This window comes from Microbacterium allomyrinae (assembly GCF_020682705.1).
In the GTDB taxonomy this organism is placed as follows: Bacteria; Actinomycetota; Actinomycetes; order Actinomycetales; family Microbacteriaceae; genus Microbacterium; species Microbacterium allomyrinae.
In genome coordinates this window covers 1286075-1305568 of sequence record NZ_JAGTTN010000001.1, presented here as the reverse complement: position 1 = coordinate 1305568, position 19494 = coordinate 1286075, and the positions used below count along the sequence as shown (strand labels likewise).

At 67.1% G+C, this 19494-nt stretch carries 16 protein-coding genes; 9 read left to right on the top strand and 7 right to left on the bottom strand.

The genetic code is table 11. The features are described 5' to 3' along the window. Window positions 1–52: 52 nt before the first annotated feature. From KEC57_RS05975 to KEC57_RS05960, 4 genes are all read left to right on the top strand, one after another. Window positions 53–892 (top strand): carbohydrate ABC transporter permease, encoded by an 840-nt coding sequence (locus KEC57_RS05975; RefSeq protein WP_229383599.1) that lies wholly within the window; start codon window positions 53–55, stop codon window positions 890–892. 68 nt (window positions 893–960) lie between these two features. Beyond that, the gene (locus KEC57_RS05970; protein WP_229383598.1) at window positions 961–1785 is read left to right on the top strand and encodes a carbohydrate ABC transporter permease; all 825 of its coding nucleotides are present in this window, start codon (window positions 961–963) and stop codon (window positions 1783–1785) included. A 30-nt stretch (window positions 1786–1815) separates the two neighbouring features. Beyond that, window positions 1816–3444 carry an FAD-dependent oxidoreductase gene (locus KEC57_RS05965; protein ID WP_229383597.1) on the top strand — a complete coding sequence of 543 codons (1629 nt, stop codon included), beginning with the start codon at window positions 1816–1818 and terminating at the stop codon, window positions 3442–3444. A 52-nt stretch (window positions 3445–3496) separates the two neighbouring features. Next, complete coding sequence (locus KEC57_RS05960) at window positions 3497–6256, top strand: carbohydrate-binding protein (protein ID WP_229383596.1); 2760 nt, start codon at window positions 3497–3499, stop codon at window positions 6254–6256. A 22-nt stretch (window positions 6257–6278) separates the two neighbouring features. Here KEC57_RS05960 and KEC57_RS05955 read toward each other — a convergent pair whose 3' ends face one another. Continuing rightward, a complete protein-coding gene (locus tag KEC57_RS05955; protein WP_308187575.1) occupies window positions 6279–6746 on the bottom strand; it encodes a DUF488 domain-containing protein in 468 nt (155 codons plus the stop codon). 94 nt (window positions 6747–6840) lie between these two features. On the opposite strand from KEC57_RS05955, the gene KEC57_RS05950 reads away from it, so the two are divergent. From KEC57_RS05950 to KEC57_RS05940, 3 genes are all read left to right on the top strand, one after another. Continuing rightward, the gene (locus KEC57_RS05950; RefSeq protein WP_229383595.1) at window positions 6841–7602 is read left to right on the top strand and encodes an SDR family NAD(P)-dependent oxidoreductase; all 762 of its coding nucleotides are present in this window, start codon (window positions 6841–6843) and stop codon (window positions 7600–7602) included. 31 nt (window positions 7603–7633) lie between these two features. Further along, complete coding sequence (locus tag KEC57_RS05945; protein WP_229383594.1) at window positions 7634–8428, top strand: enoyl-CoA hydratase/isomerase family protein; 795 nt, start codon at window positions 7634–7636, stop codon at window positions 8426–8428. A gap of 161 nt (window positions 8429–8589) precedes the next feature. Continuing rightward, on the top strand, window positions 8590–9429 hold the full coding sequence (locus tag KEC57_RS05940; protein WP_229383593.1) for an SDR family oxidoreductase: 840 nt from the start codon (window positions 8590–8592) through the stop codon (window positions 9427–9429). Window positions 9430–9508: 79 nt separating this feature from the next. On the opposite strand, the gene KEC57_RS05935 is transcribed toward KEC57_RS05940, so the two are convergent. From KEC57_RS05935 to KEC57_RS05910, 6 genes are all read right to left on the bottom strand, one after another. After that, window positions 9509–10414: a Cof-type HAD-IIB family hydrolase gene (locus KEC57_RS05935; protein WP_229383592.1), complete on the bottom strand. Its 906-nt coding sequence runs from the start codon at window positions 10412–10414 to the stop codon at window positions 9509–9511. 2 nt (window positions 10415–10416) lie between these two features. Then, window positions 10417–11055 (bottom strand): LysE family translocator, encoded by a 639-nt coding sequence (locus KEC57_RS05930; protein ID WP_229383591.1) that lies wholly within the window; start codon window positions 11053–11055, stop codon window positions 10417–10419. A gap of 83 nt (window positions 11056–11138) precedes the next feature. Then, window positions 11139–11960 carry a Cof-type HAD-IIB family hydrolase gene (locus KEC57_RS05925; RefSeq protein WP_229383590.1) on the bottom strand — a complete coding sequence of 274 codons (822 nt, stop codon included), beginning with the start codon at window positions 11958–11960 and terminating at the stop codon, window positions 11139–11141. A gap of 61 nt (window positions 11961–12021) precedes the next feature. Then, the gene (locus KEC57_RS05920) at window positions 12022–13443 is read right to left on the bottom strand and encodes a glycoside hydrolase family 1 protein (RefSeq protein WP_229383589.1); all 1422 of its coding nucleotides are present in this window, start codon (window positions 13441–13443) and stop codon (window positions 12022–12024) included. Window positions 13444–13506: 63 nt separating this feature from the next. Further along, on the bottom strand, window positions 13507–15363 hold the full coding sequence (locus KEC57_RS05915) for a beta-glucoside-specific PTS transporter subunit IIABC (RefSeq protein WP_229383588.1): 1857 nt from the start codon (window positions 15361–15363) through the stop codon (window positions 13507–13509). A gap of 181 nt (window positions 15364–15544) precedes the next feature. Beyond that, on the bottom strand, window positions 15545–16447 hold the full coding sequence (locus KEC57_RS05910; protein WP_229383587.1) for a PRD domain-containing protein: 903 nt from the start codon (window positions 16445–16447) through the stop codon (window positions 15545–15547). A 118-nt stretch (window positions 16448–16565) separates the two neighbouring features. Here KEC57_RS05910 and rlmN point away from each other — a divergent pair, with 118 nt between their 5' ends. After that, complete coding sequence (rlmN, locus tag KEC57_RS05905; protein WP_229383586.1) at window positions 16566–17810, top strand: dual-specificity RNA methyltransferase RlmN; 1245 nt, start codon at window positions 16566–16568, stop codon at window positions 17808–17810. Between the two features lie 55 nt (window positions 17811–17865). Then, entirely contained in the window at window positions 17866–19389 is a 1524-nt protein-coding gene (locus KEC57_RS05900) for a DUF4407 domain-containing protein (RefSeq protein WP_229383585.1), read from the top strand. Window positions 19390–19494: the final 105 nt, after the last annotated feature.

The following is a 19494-nucleotide window of genomic DNA, read 5'->3' as shown; positions in this document are numbered from 1 at the left end:
CAACACGAAACGACCCGCGCATAGGGGAAGAAGGCGACTGGCCGTCGCCGGGTTGCTCTTCGTCTTGCCGGCCACGGTCTATATCGTCGGCTTTCAGCTGATTCCCGTCGTCTACGGACTTGTCCTCAGCTTCACCGACTACAGTCCGCTCTCGCGCAGCGGGCCCGAGTTCGTCGGGTTCGAGAACTTCGCGGACGTCCTGGCGGATCCGAGATTCCTCCGCTCGCTCCTCGTCACCGGCCAGTACGTCCTGCTCGTCCTCCCGGCGCTGCTGATCCTGGCGCTCGCCCTGGCGATGATGGTCAATCGGCCGTTCAAGGGTGTCGGCATCTTCCGCTCAGCCCTCTATGTGCCACACATCGTCTCGCTCACCGCAGTGAGCATGATCTGGCTGTGGATCTATTCGAGCAACGGCGCCATCAACGGACTTCTCGAGACCATCGGACTCGATCCGCAGACGTGGCTGCTCGACGAGAATGCCGCGTTGCCCGCGGTGGCTGTCATGCGAATCTGGAAGGCCCTGGGCAGCAACATGGTGCTCCTCCTGGCCGGGTTGCAGACCATTCCCGGTGACCTGTACGAGGCGGCACGAATGGATGGAGCCGGCGCGTGGGCGAGGTTCCGCTACGTCACGCTGCCCGGACTGCGTCCGATGCTCGTCTACGTCGTCGCGATGGACGTGATCTATCTCGCCCAGTCGTTCGCTGAGATCTTCATTCTCACTCGCGGCGGGCCACTCGGCAGCACAACCGTGACCAACTACCTCATCTACACCGAGGCGTTCCAATACAACTCGATGGGCTCCGCCTCGGCGATGGCCTTCGTGCTCTTCGCTCTGATCGCGGGAGTGTCGCTGGTGTGGATCCGGAGCATCACCCGGAGGTCTGCATGACATCGGTCGCATTCCCCTCGCGGAGTTTTCTCCGTTGGCGACGGCGGTTCCGCCCCGGCTCCTTTCTGGTGCTGTTTGTCTCCTCTCTCCTGGTGCTGCTGCCGTTCCTGTGGATGGTCAGCATCGCGTTCACACCGCAGGAGCAGGCATTCGGCGACATGTCGCTGATCCCCAGCGACCCGACGTGGGACAATTTCGCCCGCGCCATCGTGGAAGCCGATCTGCTTCCGGCGCTGGCCAATTCCCTCGCCGTCGGCGCGATCGCCGTCATCACCAACTGCGGCATCGCGGTCGCAGCCGGGTATGGGTTCGCAATGCTCCCCTTCCGGGGCAGCACGGCGCTCTTCTACACGCTCATCGCGACGGCAGCAGTCCCTGTCTCCGTCACGCTGATCCCGTTGTTTCTCATCGCGAAGGGCATTCCGCTCGTCGGCGGCAACGACATCCTCGGGCAGGGCGGGACAGGCTTGCTGGACTCGCTGGCCGGCATCGTCCTGCCGTTCATCGTTCTCCCGTTGAACATCTTCATCGCCCGGCAGTACTTCTCGTCCTCGAGCCCTGACCTGGCAGAGGCAGCGCGAATCGACGGTGCCGGCGAGTTCCGCGTGTTCTGGACGATCTACCTGCCCATCGCCCGCCCGCTCGTCGCGGTGATCGCCATCTTCTCCTTCACGGCCGTGTGGGACGACTTCCTCTGGCCGCTCGTGATCGTCTCCACGCCTGCGCACGAGACTGTGCAGCTCGCGCTGACGCGGTTCCTGGGTTCGGGCAACATCCAGTACGGCCCGATGATGGCCGGCGCCGTCATCGCGACCATCCCTGTGCTGCTGGTCTTCCTGTTCAACCAACGCCACTTCATCTCCGGGCTCTCCGACGGCAGCGTCAAGGGCTGAAATCCCACTACGAAAGACCTCGATACACCTATGACTTCACTCGATGCGCGCGCCGAGATCCTCATCGTCGGCGGCGGTCTCGGCGGGGTCGCAGCAGCGATCACCGCGATTTCGCTCGGCCGAACCGTAATCATCACCACGCAAGGTCCCTGGTTGGGCGGGCAATTGACCTCCCAGGCGGTGCCCCCAGACGAAAGCGCCTGGGTCGAGACGATGTCGTCGTCAACGTACGCATCGCTGCGTGAGACGATCCGCGGGATCTACAGCGCCCAGTACCCTTTGTCCGCCTTCGCTCGGCGGCAAGAGCACCTGAACCCCGGACTGGGCAGCGTGTCGCGGGTCACCCATGAGCCGCGCGTCGGTGCGCTCGCACTGGAAACGGTGCTGTCGCCATATCTGGCGACAGGACGGCTGACGGTGCTGCGCCATCGCACGCCGACCGCCGTGCATCGCGACGGGCGGCGGATCCTTGCCGTCACCGTCCAGAATGACCTCACCGGGGCGCAACAGACCCTCGAGGGCAGTGTCGTTATCGATGCCACCGAACTCGGTGATCTGCTCGCACTCGGCGCATTCGACTTCGTCACGGGCTCCGAAGCGCGTTCCGAGACGGGCGAACTGCACGCCCCGGAGTACGGCGACCCGTTGGACCAACAAGCAGTCTCCTGGTGTTTTGCGGTAGAGCACCGCCCCGGCGAAGATCACACGATCGACAGGCCGGCGTCCTACTCGCACTGGCGAGACACGCATGACCCGAGGTGGCCCGGGCCGCAGCTGTCGTGGATCGATGTGGTTCCATACACCCTCGAGGAGAGACACCACCAGATCTTCTCGGGCTCCCCAGCCTCGGCGGATGCGGTCGAGGGCGACGACTTCTGGCATTTTCGACGGGTGCTCGGCAGCCGCAACTTCGACCGCTCGATCCGCGACGTGACGTTGGTCAACTGGCCGCAGATCGACTATTGGGAACGTCCCCTTGTCGGGCCGGGGATCGGGGACCAGGACCGGTCGGCTGCGCTGCGTGGTGCCCGCGACCTGTCCACCGCGTTCCTGTACTGGATGCAGACCGACGCGCCTCGGCCGGATGGCGGCACCGGATACCCGGGCCTTCGGTTGCGCCCGGATGTTGTTGGCAGCGAGGACGGCTTCGCGCTCGAGGCCTACATTCGCGAGTCGCGACGGAGCCGAGCGATATTCACCGTCACGGAGGCTCACATCGGTCGCGAGATGCGCGGATCACGTCCGCCCGAGCTGTTCGACGACACGGTTGGTATCGGTTCCTACCGGATCGATCTGCATCCGTCGACATCCGGCAGAACCTACGTCGACATCGGCTGCTACCCCTTCCAGATCCCGCTCGGCGCACTGATCCCGCGGGATGCCGACAACTTGATACCCGCAAACAAGAACATCGGAACCACTCACATCACGAATGGCGCCTATCGCCTCCATCCAGTGGAATGGGCGATCGGTGAAGCGGCGGGGGCACTGGCCTCCACTGTGCTGTCCACCGGCGAGAGTTCCGAGGGTGTTCGGGCGAGGCACCTGGACGACGTCCAAGCGATCCTGACTCGCAGAGGTGTGCCGCTGTCGTGGCCTGACGAGATCAGAGCCAGCCAGATCGAGCACGACAAGGTCGTGAACACCGACGCCGCCTGACGCACCCACCGCCCACGCGATCCATCTGCTCAACGAAGAGAAAGCACAGATCATGGACAGAGAAATATCCCGACGCGCCGGAATCGGCCTCGTCGTTGTACTCGCCTTGGCCGCGGGCGTCCTCACCGGCGTCGCACCGGCCTACGCCGCAGGCGCGACGACTTCCGGGGACGCTTCGGTCACGTACGACGCCACCACCTCGACCTGGACGATGATCACGAGCAAGGTGAAGCGCGTCGTTCAGCTCTCTGGTGGTAACTATCGTCAGACATCACTCGTTGATCTCTCCACCGGTCACGAGTACCAGCAGAGTGGCGCGACATCGGAGTTCCGCGTCCGTGTCGATGGCGCCACCGACTTTCGCGGCTCTACCGGCGGCTGGAACCTCGACGGTCAATCGAGCGAAGTGCAGCCCAACGGATCAATCCATCTGATCGTCCAGCTCAGTACGGACGATCTCGGGATCACCCGCCACTACTGGGTGTATCCGGAGACCTCGTTCATCGAGGAGCGCACCGACGTCACCAACAAGACGTCTGAGGCGAAGACGCTGACGGACTACTCTGCGATCTCCATGCGCGTCCTTGGAAGCGAAGCATCCAACGTCGATCTTTACAACATGAGCGGCGACAAGGCGACCTCCGGGATGAAGCTGCAGACACTCCAGGGGCCATATGCGATGACCTCCGGTGTTCGGACCTTCGGTGGGAGCGGCGCGAACGGATACCAGCCCTTCCTCGCCCTGCGCAATCGCCAGACGAACGACGGGTTGATCGCGACGTGGGACTTCACCGGCAACTGGAGCACGACGGTCGGGGACAACTACGGCAAGCTGCTCGTCGAGCCCAGAGCGACCTTGGCAACGGCACTGGCCTCCGGAGCGACCATTTCCGGACCCACCGGGCGGATCGGCTTCTTCCGGGGAGATCTGGACGACATGGGAAACGCTGTCCTGGACTTCACGTACCGGTACCTGTGGGACGACACGTCCGAGGAGTATGTGCCTCTCATCCGCTATGGCGGCTATGGCAGCGACCCCACCACCATTCTCAACAAGACTCGACAGCTCGCGTACATCGGCGGCGACATGGTGTGGATGGACGACGGATGGCAGGACGCGATGGGCGACTGGAATGCGAAGGAGGATGAGCCGCTCACCGAGTACCGCGACTTCGCTGCCCAGTCGGGCCTGCAAGTCGGGTACTGGCTCGTCCCCTGGGGTGCAGAAGGATCGTCCCAGCTGGCGCAGCAGCATCCGGACTGGATGGTGAACCTCACGAACCGGAAGGCAGGTTTGGACACGACGAACCCGGACGTCGTCACTCATATCGATGAGGTGCTGCAGCAGAAGCAGAACGACTTCGGGCCGTTCATGCTGAAAACGGACTTCGGCGCAGACAGCGGGAACCTCGAAAAGGCGAACGCCACCGTGCAGATTCTCGAGGACTTTGTGAAGAACAACCCTGCGGCGGGGCTCCAGTTGTGCAGTGACGGGGGCGGGTTGATGAATCTCTATACCGTGTCGCTCTCCGACCTGGCACTGCTGCGCGACGGAGTGGGCGGAAAGGAAGAGGGCTACTGGACTTCGCTGCTTTACCCGGCTGAGAAGCTGATCATGTCCTATGGGCGTGGGAACATCGGCGCCTATGACAAGAGCAACCGGCATCTGCTCAGCTTCCACCTCACTATCGCAGGTGACACCAACGCCGGCCCGGAGGCCCTGGAGCCGCTTCGAATCGACGCCGAGCTCTATCGATATCTCGCTTCCCAGGAGGTCATGGGGCGCTGGGTCAAGATCTACCGACCCACCGTGCAGACGGGCAGCGCCGAGGGCATCATCCAGAAGATGAGCGGCGACGGAGAGCGCGGCTACATCACCTTCCCGAAGTCGGCCTTCGGTGTCGGCAGCACGGTCACACTCTTCCCCAAGGGACTCGAGGCTGACCGGACTTACACGGTGGCTTCCCAAGAGGGATCGGTACCGACTGCGACCAAGACCGGTGCTGACTGGATGGCCGCGGGGATCACGATGGCCGCGTACATGGAGGGAGAAGTGGTCTACTTCAATCTCGAGGATCGCCCGGGCGCCGGCACGGACGCGACCGCGCCCACCTCGCCTTCTCTCGTCCAGTCGACCGTCGCGACCCACTTGGGTGAGGACGGTGTCGATGTGACATGGGCTGCCGGTTCCGACGATCGTTGGATCTCCTACTACGAGATCTTCAGGAACGGCTCACCCGTCTCGAAAGTCAGCGTCGGCGAGTACTTCTTCGATCCGGACGCGAGTGCGGGCGATGAGTACAGCGTGCGAACTGTGGACGGGGATGGGAACACCTCCGCCGTCGTCGCAGAGGGCGATTCCCCGAACGAAGCGCCGACGTGGGATGCGGGCGCCATCTACGACGCGGGCGACGAGGTCGTGTACGACGACGATCACTACGTCGCCGCCTGGTGGACTCAGGGCGCAACACCCGGTGAGGACCCGAACGGCGCCTGGCAGCACATCATCGAGTCTCAAGAGGGTGACTCGGTGTGGTCTCCGTCGCGGATCTTCCTGACCGGCGAAGAGGCCGTCTACGCCGGCGTGCGGTACCGCGCGCTGTGGTGGAACCGCAATCAGCAGCCGGGGCAGGAAGGTGGCGCGTGGGCGGAGATCGTGCCATCCGCCGGTTCACCAGCAGCGTGGACGACGACGACGATCTACGACTTCGGCGATCTCGTCACGCACGACGGGTTGACGTATCGAGCGAAGTGGTGGACGCGCAGCGATACGCCCGGGGTCGCGACGGGGCCGTGGGAGGCGATCAACTGAGAGCAGCTTCGCTGGGCGGGCATCACTGCCCGCCCAGGGGTTGTGGAGGACTCTCCAGCACCTCACAGAGGATCTTGGCGTGGTTCTGGATGTCGTCGCGCACGGCGTGCAGGAGCGTCACGACGGCGTGGGGCGACAACTCGGTGCGCAGGCGTTCGACGGCGGACCGCGTCGCACCCGCGAGTTCCGCGCGATAGGCGTCGGCGAAGGCGTCCCACGCCATTCCGCCCTGGTGGAAGGCCTTGCGCAGCTCTGCCGACGGCGCGACCTCCTTGGCCCAGAGGTCCAGCGCGGCGCGCTCCTTCGACACCCCGCGGGGCCAGAGACGGTCGACCAGCACCCGGAATCCGTCGCTCGGATCGGGCTCGCCGTAGACACGCTTGAGGCGCAGTTCCATGACCTCATCCCATCCTGCCCTCCGCACGTGCGCCAGCGGGTGTGTCAACGGGAGGATGCCGGCGGCTGAGCCGGTGAGTAGCGTGGGGTCCACGGCGCGACTGTCCCGCACGCACAGAGCCACCGTGCGCGACGTGGCACGCAGTACCACGTATTGTGGGACGCGATATCAGTTCGAAGGAGAACGCATGGACCTCACGGGTGCATCCGCCCTCGTCACCGGGGGCGCGAGCGGACTCGGTTTCGCCACCGCCCGCCGCCTCGCCGCGGCCGGAGCAGTGGTCACGATCGTCGACCTGCCTTCCTCCGCCGGCGCCGAGATCGCCGCCGAACTCGGGGGTTCGTTCGCGCCGGCCGACGTCACCGATCCGGCACCGGTGGCCGACGCGGTCGCGGTGGCCGCGGCATCCGGGCCACTGCGGGTCGTGGTGAACTGCGCCGGGATCGCACCGCCCGCCAAGGTGCTCGATCGCGACGGCGCGCCGACACCGCTGGGCGACTTCGAACGGATCATCCGAGTCAACCTCATCGGCACGTACAACGTCATCGCGCAGGCATCGGCCGCGATGGCGAAGACCGAGCCCACCGACGACGGGGCTCGGGGGGTCATCGTCAGCACGGCGAGCGTCGCAGCGTTCGACGGACAGATCGGCCAGCCCGCCTATGCCGCGAGCAAGGGCGGAGTTCACGCGATGACCCTGCCCATCGCGCGCGAGCTCGCGCGCTACGGCATCCGGGTACTCACCATCGCCCCCGGCATCATGGAGACCCCCATGCTGAAGGGCCTGCCGCAGGCGGCACAGGACTCTCTCGGCCAGCAGGTGCCGTACCCGCAGCGCCTCGGCCGGCCTGACGAGTACGCCCGGCTCGTGATGTCGATCGTCGAGAACGGCTATCTCAACGGCGAGACGATCCGTCTCGACGGGGCGATCCGGATGGCGCCCAGATGAACCGCGCAGCACCGAGCGAAGGAGCAGCAGCATGACTGATCCGATCCTGTTCAGCGTCGACGACGGGCTGGCGCGCATCACGCTGAACCGGCCGGAGAGCCTGAACGCCTTCGACGCCGCGCTCGCGCACGAGTGGGCCCGCGTGACCGTCGAGGCGACGTCGCACGACGATGTCGGAGCGATCGTGCTGGATGCCGCGGGTCGCGCATTCTGCGCCGGCGGCGATGTGCGCGAGATGGCGCAGAAGATGGGGTCGGGCGCAGATATCCGCGAGCTCGCCGGAGTCATCAATGTCGGCATCCGGGCGCTCACCGAGTCGGTGATCCCGGTCGTCGCCGCCGCACACGGCACGACCGCGGGCGGCGGACTCGGCATCCTCATGACGAGCGACTACGCCGTCGTCGGTGCGAACTCGCGCATCGGCAGCCTCTACGCCAACATCGGCCTCACCCCCGACCTGTCGGTCTCGGCCCAGCTCGCCCACGCGATCGGGCAGCGCCGGGCGCTCCAGCTCGTGCTGCAGGATCGAATGCTCGCCGCCGACGAGGCGCTCGCGTGGGGCCTCGTCGCCGAAGTCGTGCCCGGCGACGATCCCGCGTCCATCGCCCAGGGAGTGAAGGCCCGGGCAGACGAGATCGCGCGGTTCTGGCTGGCGAACGCGTACGGCGCCTACGGGCAGGCCAAGCGCCTGATCCGGTCGCAGCCCGATCGCACGTTCGTCGAGCAGCTGGCCGAAGAGGCGCGCTCGATCGGCGCCGCCTTCGACACGCCCGAATCCCAGGCACGCGTCGCGGCGTTCGCCGCGGCCTCCAAGTCCCGTTCCTGACCCGCGGTCCCGCTGCTCCGCCCTCCCACCTCGCATCGAACGCGTCGACACCCGCCGTCCACTGCATGTGCGCTCGCCGAAACCGCACCACATTCGCGTTCACAGCGTGTGAACTCGGTGAGAGGACATGAAGTGAACAACCCTCACAAGGAGAGAACAAGATGAGCGACAAGCCGCTCGCCGGAAAGACCATCCTGATGTCGGGCGGCAGCCGCGGCATCGGCCTCGCGATCGCGCTGCGGGCCGCCCGCGACGGTGCCAACATCGCGCTGCTCGCCAAGACCGACACCCCGCACCCGAAGCTCGAGGGGACGGTGCACTCGGCGGCGGAGCAGATCCGTGCGGCGGGCGGTCAGGCGCTGCCGATCGTCGGCGACGTGCGCAACGACGACGACGTGACCGAGGCGGTGCTCAAGACCGAGGGCGAGTTCGGCGGTATCGACATCGTCGTCAACAACGCGTCGGTCATCGACCTGTCGCGCTCCCTCGACCTCGACGCGAAGAAGTACGACCTCATGCAGGACGTCAACGTTCGCGGCACTTTCATGCTGAGCCGCGCGGCGGTGCCGATTCTGAAGGATGCCGCGAACCCGCACATCCTGTCGCTCTCGCCGCCGCTGAATCTCGCGCCGAAGTGGCTCGGCGCGCACACCGGATACACACTCGCGAAGTACGGCATGACGATGACGACGCTGGGGCTGGCCGCCGAGTTCGCGAAGGCCGGGATCGCCGCCAACACGCTCTGGCCGCGCACCACGATCGCGACGGCGGCCGTGCGCTTCGCGCTCGGTGGCGACACGATGATGAAGGTCAGCCGCACGCCGGAGATCTATGCGGATGCCGCATACGAGGTCTTCACGAAGCCGGCACGCGAGTACACCGGGCAGACGCTCATCGTCGAGGATGTGCTGGAAGCTGCGGGCATCACGGACTTCTCTGGCTACGCGGCTGTCCCCGGAACACCCGACGAGGCGCTCTTCCCCGACATCTTCTTGAATTGACCGCGCGCGATCCGGCCGGCAACCTCGTGAACCTGGGTGCCGAGCAGCCCGCAGCCTGAACGGCTGGTCCGTGCCGTGGTCAGTGCAGGCCGAGCCGCTCGAATGCGTTCCAGATCCCGTCGTCGAGCACGTCGGTCGTGACGAAGTCGGCGAGGGTCTTGAGCTCGGGCTGGGCGTTGCCCATGGCGACGCTCACTCCGCACACCTGGAACATCTCGACGTCGTTCCAGCTGTCGCCGACCGCGATGGCATCGGCGGCGTCGAGGCCGAGGTGATCGAGCAGCAGCTCGATCGCCGAGCCCTTGGTGGTGCCCTGCTCGTTGATCTCGCCGTTCGAGCCGCCCGGCAGTGGCATGCTTCCGGGCACGACGAGGAATCCGTCTCCGAGGTCGGTGCGCAGCACCTCGACCCCGTCGGGCCGATCCGCCACGAACACCGCTTTCGCGACGTGTGCGAGGTCGGCTTCTTCGACCGGCGGGAACGCGCGGTTCGCGAGTCCCGCGAGCGAGTCTTCGGGGCGGACGTCGCCCGCGGCCGCGTCGCGTTCGCGCAGTGCCTGCGCGTAGACCCGCATGAGCTCGCTCATGTCGTCGCTCGCGAACACGCCCTCGTGCGTCTGCAGGAAGAACGGGATGCCGCGGCCGCGCAGCACGGTGAGCAGGCGCTCCGTCGCCGCCGGTGAGAGCGGGCGGTCCACGATCACGGCGTCGCCGTCGGTGACGAGGGCTCCGCTGTTGGTGATCGCGCCGTCGAACCCGATCTCGGCGACCAGGGGGTGGATGTCGGACGCCGCGCGCCCGGTGCTGAGGTAGACGAGATGGCCGGCGGCGCGCGCCGCACGGATCGCGTCACCGGTCCGTGGGGCGATGTGCTGGCCGTGCTCGAGGATGGTGCCGTCCACATCGAGGAAGATGATGCGGCGACGGTTCCCGGATGACGGGGCGGCCTTGCCCGTGCGTGTCGAGGGGGGCGTTCGTGTCGTCATGGTCAGTGCCTGTTCCCGGTGAACAGCAGGATGCCGCCCAGCCCGATCATGAGTCCGCCGCCGGTGGCCGAGAGCGTCGCGATGCGCTTCGGGGAGCGGCCGAACCACGACCGCGCGGCTGCGGCGACGAGCGCCCAGATGCCGTCCGAGATGAGGGCGATCACGAAGAAGACGAGTCCGAGCTGCACCATCTGCAGCGGCACCGATCCCGCCGACAGATCGACGAACTGGGGCAGCACCGCAACGAAGAACGCGATCGTCTTGGGGTTGGTCACCCCGACGACGAAACCCTCGCCCAGCTGGCGCCACGCCGACCGGGGGAGCACTCCACCGTTCGCCTCGGCAGCTGCGCGACCACGATGGCGGATCGCCTGGACGCCGAGATACATGAGGTAGACGGCGCCGGCGACCTTGAGGATCGTGAAAAGCACGATCGACTGCGCGACGATCCCGCCGACGCCGAGCGCGACGAGGGCGATGACGGGAAGCAGGCCCAGCGCGTTGCCGAGCACGCTGAGAAGGCCGCCGATGCGACCCAGCGCGAGTGCTCGGCCGATCGTGAACAGCACGCTCGGCCCGGGGATCACGATCAGCACGAGGGCGGCGAGCGTGAACGCCAGAAGATTCTCGGGAGGCACCACAGAGCGAGCCTAGCCGCGGGGGCGACACCGGCGCCGCGAGGAGCCCGCCCGCGTGCGGGGCGCGCCGGCGCGGTCCGCCGGCGTCAGACGAGTCCGTGCCGCGCGAACGCCCGCGCGACGCCGTCGTCGTCGACTGCGGTGGTGATCTCGTCGGCGATGGCCTTCACCGCGGCATCCGCATTGCCCATCGCGATGCCGACGCCGGCGGCTTCGAGCATCTCCAGATCGTTCGTGCTGTCGCCGATCGCGATCGAGTCGGCGATGTCCAGGCCCAGGGCGCGGACGAGCTGTGTGATCGCCGCACCCTTGTGAATGCCGCCGAGGCTCACTTCGCCGCCCGCTTCGCCGAGGTACGGGATGGTGCCGGTGATGACGTGGAAGCGGTCGCCGAGCCCGTCGCGCACGACACTGAACGTGCGCGGATCGGTGCCGAAGAACGTGGCCTTCGCGATCCCGCTCGTCGGTGCCGGACCGCGGTAGGTCATCGTCTCGACGAGGCGCTCCCCGCGAGCAGAGTCGAAGCCGAGCTCGGTGAAGAGCGGCTGCATCCGCGTGAGCAGTCCTTTGCTCGGGTGGGCCGACTCGTACGCCTGCAGCGTGTACTCGATGTCGTGGCGCTCGAAGAATCCGACGAGGTCGCGCACGACCGGTTCCGGCATCGTGTGGGCGGCGAGCAGGTCGTCTCCGTGTTCGATGAACCCGCCACCGGCCGAGATCACGCCGTCGAAGCCGATCTCGGTGACGAAGTCGGGGATCTCGACCCGGGAGCGCCCCGTCGAGAGGTAGACGAGGTGACCGGATGCCCGCGCGCCGCGGACGGCCTGGACGACGGCGGGGGCGAGTCGCTGGGAGTGGTCGATCAGGGTGCCGTCGACGTCGAGGAAGACGATGCGGGGGTGAGTCACGGGAGGCTCCAAGAAGGGGACTCCGGGATGCCGCGGCATCCCGGAGTCCTGTCGGCGATGCTCAGGAGGTCAGACTCGCACCGTTGGTGCGGATGACCTCTGCGTACCAGTGGAACGACTTCTTCGGGTGACGCGCGAGTGAACCGCTGCCGTCGTCGTTGCGGTCGACGTAGATGAAGCCGTACCGCTTGCTCAACTGCGCCGTCGAGGCGCTGACGAGGTCGATGCAGCCCCACGACGTGTAGCCGAGCACATCGACGCCGTCGGTGATCGCCTCGCCGACCTGCACCAGATGGTCGTTGAGGTACGCGATTCGGTAGTCGTCGACGACGGTCTTCACGCCGTCGACCTCGACCAGCTGGTCCTTCGCGCCCAGGCCGTTCTCGACGATGAACAGGGGCTTCTGCCAGCGGTCCCAGAACTGGTTCAGCACGATGCGCAGGCCGACCGGGTCGATCTGCCAGCCCCACTCGCTCGCCTCGAGCGTGGGGTTCGGCACGCCGCCCATGATGTTGCCCGCGCCGGAGACCTTCTTCGCGGGGCCGGCGGTCTCGGCGATGCTCATGTAGTAGCTGAAGGAGACGAAGTCGACGGTGTTCGTCAGGTCGTCGCGGTCCTGGTCGGTGATGTCGAGGGCGATGCCCTTCTCGTGCAGGGTGCGCAGGAAGTAGCCCGGGTAGACGCCACGGGTGTGGACGTCGCCGTAGACGAGGTTCGCGTGATCGCTCTTCATGACCTGGAGCACGTCGGCCGGGTCGGGGCTGAGCGGGTAGACCGGCATCGAGAGCACCATGCAGCCGATCTGCGCGTTCGGAGCGACCTCGCGGGCGATGCGCGTGGCGCGGGCGGATGCCACGAGCTCGTGGTGCATCGCCTGGTACAGCGCCTGCTCGCCGAGCTGCTCCTTCGGGGTGCTGATGCCGCCGCTCATGAACGGGGCGTGCAGCAGCGAGTTGATCTCGTTGAACGTCAGCCAGTACTTCACGCGGGCGCCGTAGCGCTCGAAGAGGGTGCGGGCGTAGTTCTCGTAGAACCCGATGAGATCGCGGCTCACCCAGCCGTCGTACGTCTCGGCGAGGTGAAGCGGGGTCTCGTAGTGCGAGATCGTGACGAGCGGCTCGATGCCGTGCTTCTCGAGCTCGTCGAGCACACGGTCGTAGAACGCGAGCCCCTCCTCGTTGGGCTCGGCCTCGTCGCCCTTCGGGAAGATGCGGCTCCACGCGATCGAGAAGCGGTAGGTCTTGAAGCCCATCCGCGCGAACAGCGCGATGTCGTCGGCGTACCGGTGGTAGAAGTCGATCGCCTCGAGCTTGAGGTTGTCGGGGGTGGGGCCTTCGCTGCGGGGCGATCCGATGCCGCCGTGGGGCAGGACATCCTGCACCGACAGGCCCTTGCCGCCGACGTCGTACGCGCCTTCGACCTGGTTGGCGGCGGTCGCGCCGCCCCAGAGGAAGCCCTCGGGGAACACTGTCGTTTCGGTCATGGGGTTTCTCCTTCGTTCAGGATGCCGGGTGGGGCGGTGGGGGACACGACCCACCCGGACGTCTCACTTTGCGGCGATCGCCGATTCCACGGCGCGGGCGAAGAACAGCGGCTCGCCGTGCGCGATGGGGCCGGATGCAGCGCCTCCGACCTCGGGGTACAGGTCCGAGTTCGTCACGACGATCGGCGTCGTGAGGTCGTACCCGGCCGCGGCGATCGCCGCGAGGTCGAACTCGACGAGCAGGTCGCCCGCCTTGACCACCTGGCCCGTCGTCACCTTCAGATCGAAGTGCTTGCCGCCGAGTTTGACGGTGTCGATGCCGATGTGGATGAGCAGCTCGGCGCCGTCTGCGTGACGCAGGCCCACGGCGTGACCGGTGGGGAAGGCCGCCGCGACCGTCGCGTCGAAGGGGGCGTAGACGGCGCCCGAGCGGGGGACGATCGCGACGCCCTCGCCGAGACCGCCGCCGGCGAACACGGCATCCGGAGTCTCCGACAGCGGCACGACCGTGCCGTCGAGCGGGCTGTTGACCGCGAGGTCGGTGCCCTCGGCGGCGATGACGGCGTCCTCGGCCGGATCCTTGAAGCCGACGAGCACCACCAGCAGGAACGGGATGATGATCGCCGCGGCGAGACCGATGACGAGCATGATCATGCTGCCGTTGCCGAAGAGCGCCGGGAGGGCGAGGCCCGAGGGCACGACGAAGCTCGTGGCGAAGACGCCACCTGCCGCGATGAGCGCGCCGCCGACCACACCGCCGGCGATTCCGAACGCGAAGGGGCGCTTGAGGGGAAGGTTCACGCCGTAGATCGCGGGCTCGGTGATGCCGGCGAGGAAGCCCGAGAGGGTCGCGGGCGCGGCCAGCGACTTGAGGTTCCGGTTTCGCGTGCGCACCCAGACGCCGGCGACGGCGGCGGCCTGCGCGAGCACGGCGGCGAACACCGGGGCGAGGAGCATGATCTGACCGCTGGTCTGGTACTCGAGCGTGAACAGCGGCACGAGGCCCCAGTGCAGGCCGAAGATGACGAACACCTGCCAGAGACCACCCATCAGGGCGCCGCCGAGCCACGGCACGGTCGCGAAGACCCAGCCGATGCCGGTTCCGATCCAGCCGCTCAGGATGGCCGAGATGGGCCCGATGACGACGAACACGAGAGGCACGGCGATCAGCACGACGATCATCGGGGTCACGAAGCGACGGATCGCGCCGGGGAGCTTCGCGTACAGGAACTTCTCGGCATGACTCTGGAGCCACACGATGATGATGATGGGGATGACGCTGGACACGTAGGTGACCATCGTGAACGGGATGCCGAAGAAGGTCAGGTCCGGAGCGCCCACGAGCTGCGTGATCGTCGGATAGACGAGCGCGCCGGCGATCGCGAGCGAGGTGAACTCCGCCGCTTTGAAGTATCGTGCGGCCGTGATCGCGAGAGCGAGCGGCAGGAAGTTGATGAAGGCATCCGAGAGCGCGTAGAGAACGACGTACGTGCTGGAGACCGTGTCGATCCACCCGAATGTCGCCGCAGCGGCGAGGAACGCCTTCAGCAGCCCGGTGCCGGCGAGGGCCCACAGCAGCGGGGTGAAGATCGCCGCGATCATCGTGATGAAGCGGTTGAAGAGGTTGCCCTTCGGGCCGTCCTCGGCAGGGCTCGCGGCGCCGGATCCGCCGAGCTTCGAGATCTTGCCGAGCTCGGCGTACACCTCGGGCACGTCATTGCCGACGACGACCTGATACTGGCCGCCGGCCTGCGCGGTCGTGATGACCCCGGGCACGGCCTTGATTTTCGCGGCATCCGCCTTCGCCTCGTCCTTGAGGACGAATCGCAGCCGGGTCGCGCAGTGCACGACCGACTGCACGTTCTCTTCGCCGCCGACGCCGGCGAGCACACCGGCTGCGGTCTTCGCGTAATCCGCCATTGGGATCCGCCATCCTTTCGCCGCATCGATGCGGCTGGTTCGGTACATTCGGAGACCGGACCGCTGCCCGCTTTCGGGCAACAAAAAAACCTGAACTCGGATGCCGCCATTCGGCGACATGAGTTCAGGTTTTGCCCGCTCGCGCGGTAACAATCCAGGCTGCAGGACATGCCTGCGATTGTTAAGTTACCACAGGGTCGGGATTCGCGCCTCTGGCGATCTGGGTCCGCAGCCGTTCGACGTGCACGATGACGTAGAGCAGTTCCTCGTCCGTCAGTTCCGACCCCGTCGCCTCCCGCACGTACGCCTTGACGTCGAGGGCGATCGCATGCGAGCGCGGGTAGCTGTGCTTGGCGAACTCGAAGAACGAGGTGTCGCCGCTGGCGAGCATGGTCCGTTCGACGAGACGCTGCAACAGGAACTGCACGTGCAGGATGAAGCGCGCGTAGTCGGCACTCTCGAGGTCCAGCTCGACGCCGAGGCCCGACTCCACCGTCGCGACGACGTGCTGCACACGGCGGAACAGCAGCGCCGCGGTGCCGTTGGGCTCGTCGCGGGTGGCATTGAGCAGGTGCATCGTGAGAAAGACGGCCTCTTCGTCGGGAAGCGGCTTGTTCAGCGCCGATTCGATCGACGATGCCATGCGGGTCGCGGCGGCGAACTCCTGCGGGTGCAGCACACGCAGCTCCGGCATCGACGTCGTCGGAATGCGGATGCCCTGCTCGAGTCGCTCGAACACGTACTGGATGTGGTCGATCACCGCGATCGTCAGCCGCCGGCCGAGCTGGTGGCCGAGTGCGCGTTCGGCCTCGTCGACGGCGCGGCTCACCGCCTCGATGACGGCGTAGGGCACGTCGGTGAGGATCTGGCGCTCGCGATCGCCCTCGGCGCCGTCGTCCAGGATGAACGTCTTCTCGACTTTCACCGGATCGAGGATGTCGTCGGGCTTCAGCTGGAAGCCCAGCCCGCGTCCCATGAGCACTCGCTCGGTGCCGCCGGCGTCGACCGTGATGACGACATTGTTGTTGAGCACCTTGTGCGCGACGACGGCCCTCGCCGCCGCCGGCTTCGGATCGGTGCTCATGCTCAGAAGTGTAAGCCGCGCGATTCGCGGCGGCGGGTCCCTGGTCGGTTCTCGGCGGCAGACAGCCCGCGCCATCGCTGACCAGCGTTCGCGCAGGTGCGGCCGGTACCCTGAGGGCATGACCGAGCCCTCGCCCGTGCGCGCCACCAAACCCAAGCAGGTGCGTCCGGCGACGGAAGGCTGGACGCAGAAGAAGGATGCCGAGGGTCGGCCTCTCCTCCAGTTCGCGAGCCCCAAGCGCGGAAAGCCGCCGGTGCATCTGGCCGACCTCACTCCCGCGCAGCGTGTCGAGAAGGTCAAAGAGCTCGGTCTGCCCGGCTTCCGCGCGAAGCAGCTCGAGAAGCACTATTTCCAGCACTGGACCCACGACCCCGCCGATATGACCGACCTCCCGGCGGAGGGCCGTGAGGAGTTCGTGCATGGCATGCTGCCGCCACTGCTCACCGAGGTGCGCCGCCTCGAGACCGACCGCGGCGACACGATCAAGTTCCTCTGGAAGCTGCACGACGGCGCCCTCGTCGAGTCGGTGCTCATGCGCTACCCCGGCCGCATCACGCTGTGCGTGTCGAGCCAGGCGGGCTGCGGCATGAACTGCCCGTTCTGTGCGACGGGGCAGGCGGGACTCACCCGCAACATGTCGGCGGCCGAGATCATCGAGCAGATCGTGCGCGCCAATCGCCTCATCGCCGAGGGCGGTCTCGGTGGCAAGAAGAAGGACGACCACTCCGCCGAGCGGGTGTCGAACATCGTCTTCATGGGCATGGGGGAGCCGCTCGCCAACTATGCGCGGGTCATGCAGGCGGTGCGCGTGATGACCGACAAAGAGCACGGCCTCGGCATGAGCGCCCGCGGCATCACGGTGTCGACGGTCGGACTCGTGCCGGCGATCGTGAAGCTCGCGAACGAGGACATCCCGGTGACCTTCGCCCTGTCGCTGCATGCGCCGGACGACAAGCTGCGCGACGAGCTCATCCCGGTGAACTCCCGCTGGAAGGTCGACGAGGCGCTCGATGCCGCCCGCGCCTACTTCGACAAGACCGGCCGCCGCGTCTCGATCGAGTACGCGCTCATCAAAGACATGAACGACCACGCCTGGCGCGCCGATCTTCTCGCAGAGAAGCTCAACCAGCGCGGCCGCGGCTGGGTGCACGTGAATCCCATCCCGCTCAACCCGACGCCCGGATCGATCTGGACCTCGTCCGACGTCTCGGTGCAGAACGAGTTCGTTCGGCGCCTGAATGAGGCGGGCGTGCCGACCACGCTGCGCGACACCCGCGGCAAGGAGATCGACGGCGCCTGCGGGCAGCTGGTCGCGACCGAGGATGACCAGGCCGTCGCGGCCGTCACGCCGCTCGAGGTCTGACGCGGCATAGCGTTCATCCACCTGCCGCACAGGTGGCCCTGCTTAGCCTGGGCGGATGTCTTTCTCCGCACACCGGCCCGGCCGTTTCGGCTCCGACGGTCGGATCGACCTCGACGCGTCCGGCGATCAGGTCGACGACCTCTTCGTCGACGATGTGCGCGCAGCTCAAGCCGGCTCGTCCGAGCCGGAGCCCGCGCAGGGACCCGACGACCGCGTCGACCCGTTCGAGAAGGTCGACGAACTCTTCGACGACACCGCTCCGACGACGATCGTGGAAGAGGGCGATCCCCACGACGCGGGTGCGGCGGCCACGCCGGACGAGGCATCCGCTCCCGACGCGGGCGAGGTGCGCGCCCGCTCGCATCGGCGGCCTCGCGGATCGGGATGGCGCCGGCTCGCGATCCTCGGCGGCGCAGAGCCCGATGTGCTCGATCAGGTGCCCACCGAGACGCCTCGATTCGTGCAGATGTTCTTCGTGATCGCAGGCACCGCTCTGATCTCGGCGATCTCGATGTACTTCGCGCTGACCACGGGTGTGCGGATCGTGGCCTGGGGCGCCCTGCCGCTGGCGATCCTGTGGGCGCTCATCATCTTCAACCTCGACCGCTTCCTGACCTCGACGATGCGCTCCACGCACAGCGTCGGCCGGCTGATCGGGCTGGCCGTCCCTCGCGTGATCATGGCGGCGGTCATCGGCATCGTGGTGGCCGAGCCGCTCGTGCTGCAGATCTTCCACAACGACATCGCACGCGAGGTGACGGCGACGAACCTCGTGCAGGCCCAGTCCGATCAGGATGCGGTCACCTCGGGCCCCGAGAAGCAGGCCCTGGATGCCGCGAGCGCGCGTGTCGCCGCGCTCGAGAACCAGGCGGCGACGGGCATCGTCGAGGGCACGTCCTCGACGTCCGCCACCACCGCGACGGCTCAGCAGACCGTCGACGAGATGACGGCGAAGCTCGCTGCACAGCAGGAGGTCATCGATCAGGCCCGCGCGATGTACCAGTGCGAGATCAGTGGCGAGGGCGCGGGCGAGGTCGCCGGCTGCACCGGGGTCGCGGGCGAGGGGGCGAGCTCGGGCGCCGCGCGAGACCAGCTCGCGCAGGCGCAGGCATCGTATGACGACATCGCGGCCCAGCTGCGCACGGCCGAGGCGGATCTTGCTGCCGCGCAGACCGCCGGCACGGCCGCCGTCGGCGCCTCGGAGGCGCAGAACAAGGAGCAGGCCGAAGGCGAGCTGCCCGCGGCGCGCACGCAGTACGAAACGGCGCTCGCCGCCTACAACGCCCGTGCCGATGCCGTTGCGAGCGGCAATGCCGAAGCCGAGGGACTGCTCAGCCAGATCAGCGGGCTGGAACGCCTCTCTCAGCGCGAGCCGACGCTCGCGTGGGCGCACTGGCTGATCGCCGGTCTGTTCTTCATGATCGAGCTGCTCCCGGTCCTCGTGAAGGTGCTCACGAGCTACGGTGAGCCGTCGCTCTACGAGCAGGCCGCCGCACTGCGCCGTAAGGTCGCGCTGGACCGCGTCACGGCACGCAGCTGGCGCGAGCGCGCGGACATCGCGCAGGGAGCCGAGGCGTGACCGCCTGAGAGACGCGCGCTCGCCTCGAACGTCGCGATATATCGTGTTATCGTGATCGACGGATGCGGAAGGGCGGTCGCCTGCTCTGCGCGTTCCGCCCTCCGA

Excerpts from the sequence above, each read along its gene's own strand:
- KEC57_RS05950 (WP_229383595.1), top strand. The coding sequence starts at position 6,841 with ATGGACCTCACGGGTGCATCCGCCCTCGTCACCGGGGGCGCGAGCGGA.
- KEC57_RS05915 (WP_229383588.1), bottom strand. The coding sequence starts at position 15,363 with ATGGCGGATTACGCGAAGACCGCAGCCGGTGTGCTCGCCGGCGTCGGC.
- KEC57_RS05920 (WP_229383589.1), bottom strand. The coding sequence starts at position 13,443 with ATGACCGAAACGACAGTGTTCCCCGAGGGCTTCCTCTGGGGCGGCGCG.
- KEC57_RS05900 (WP_229383585.1), top strand. The coding sequence starts at position 17,866 with ATGTCTTTCTCCGCACACCGGCCCGGCCGTTTCGGCTCCGACGGTCGG.
- KEC57_RS05910 (WP_229383587.1), bottom strand. The coding sequence starts at position 16,447 with ATGAGCACCGATCCGAAGCCGGCGGCGGCGAGGGCCGTCGTCGCGCAC.
- KEC57_RS05935 (WP_229383592.1), bottom strand. The coding sequence starts at position 10,414 with ATGACGACACGAACGCCCCCCTCGACACGCACGGGCAAGGCCGCCCCG.
- KEC57_RS05945 (WP_229383594.1), top strand. The coding sequence starts at position 7,634 with ATGACTGATCCGATCCTGTTCAGCGTCGACGACGGGCTGGCGCGCATC.
- KEC57_RS05960 (WP_229383596.1), top strand. The coding sequence starts at position 3,497 with ATGGACAGAGAAATATCCCGACGCGCCGGAATCGGCCTCGTCGTTGTA.
- rlmN (WP_229383586.1), top strand. The coding sequence starts at position 16,566 with ATGACCGAGCCCTCGCCCGTGCGCGCCACCAAACCCAAGCAGGTGCGT.
- KEC57_RS05940 (WP_229383593.1), top strand. The coding sequence starts at position 8,590 with ATGAGCGACAAGCCGCTCGCCGGAAAGACCATCCTGATGTCGGGCGGC.
- KEC57_RS05965 (WP_229383597.1), top strand. The coding sequence starts at position 1,816 with ATGACTTCACTCGATGCGCGCGCCGAGATCCTCATCGTCGGCGGCGGT.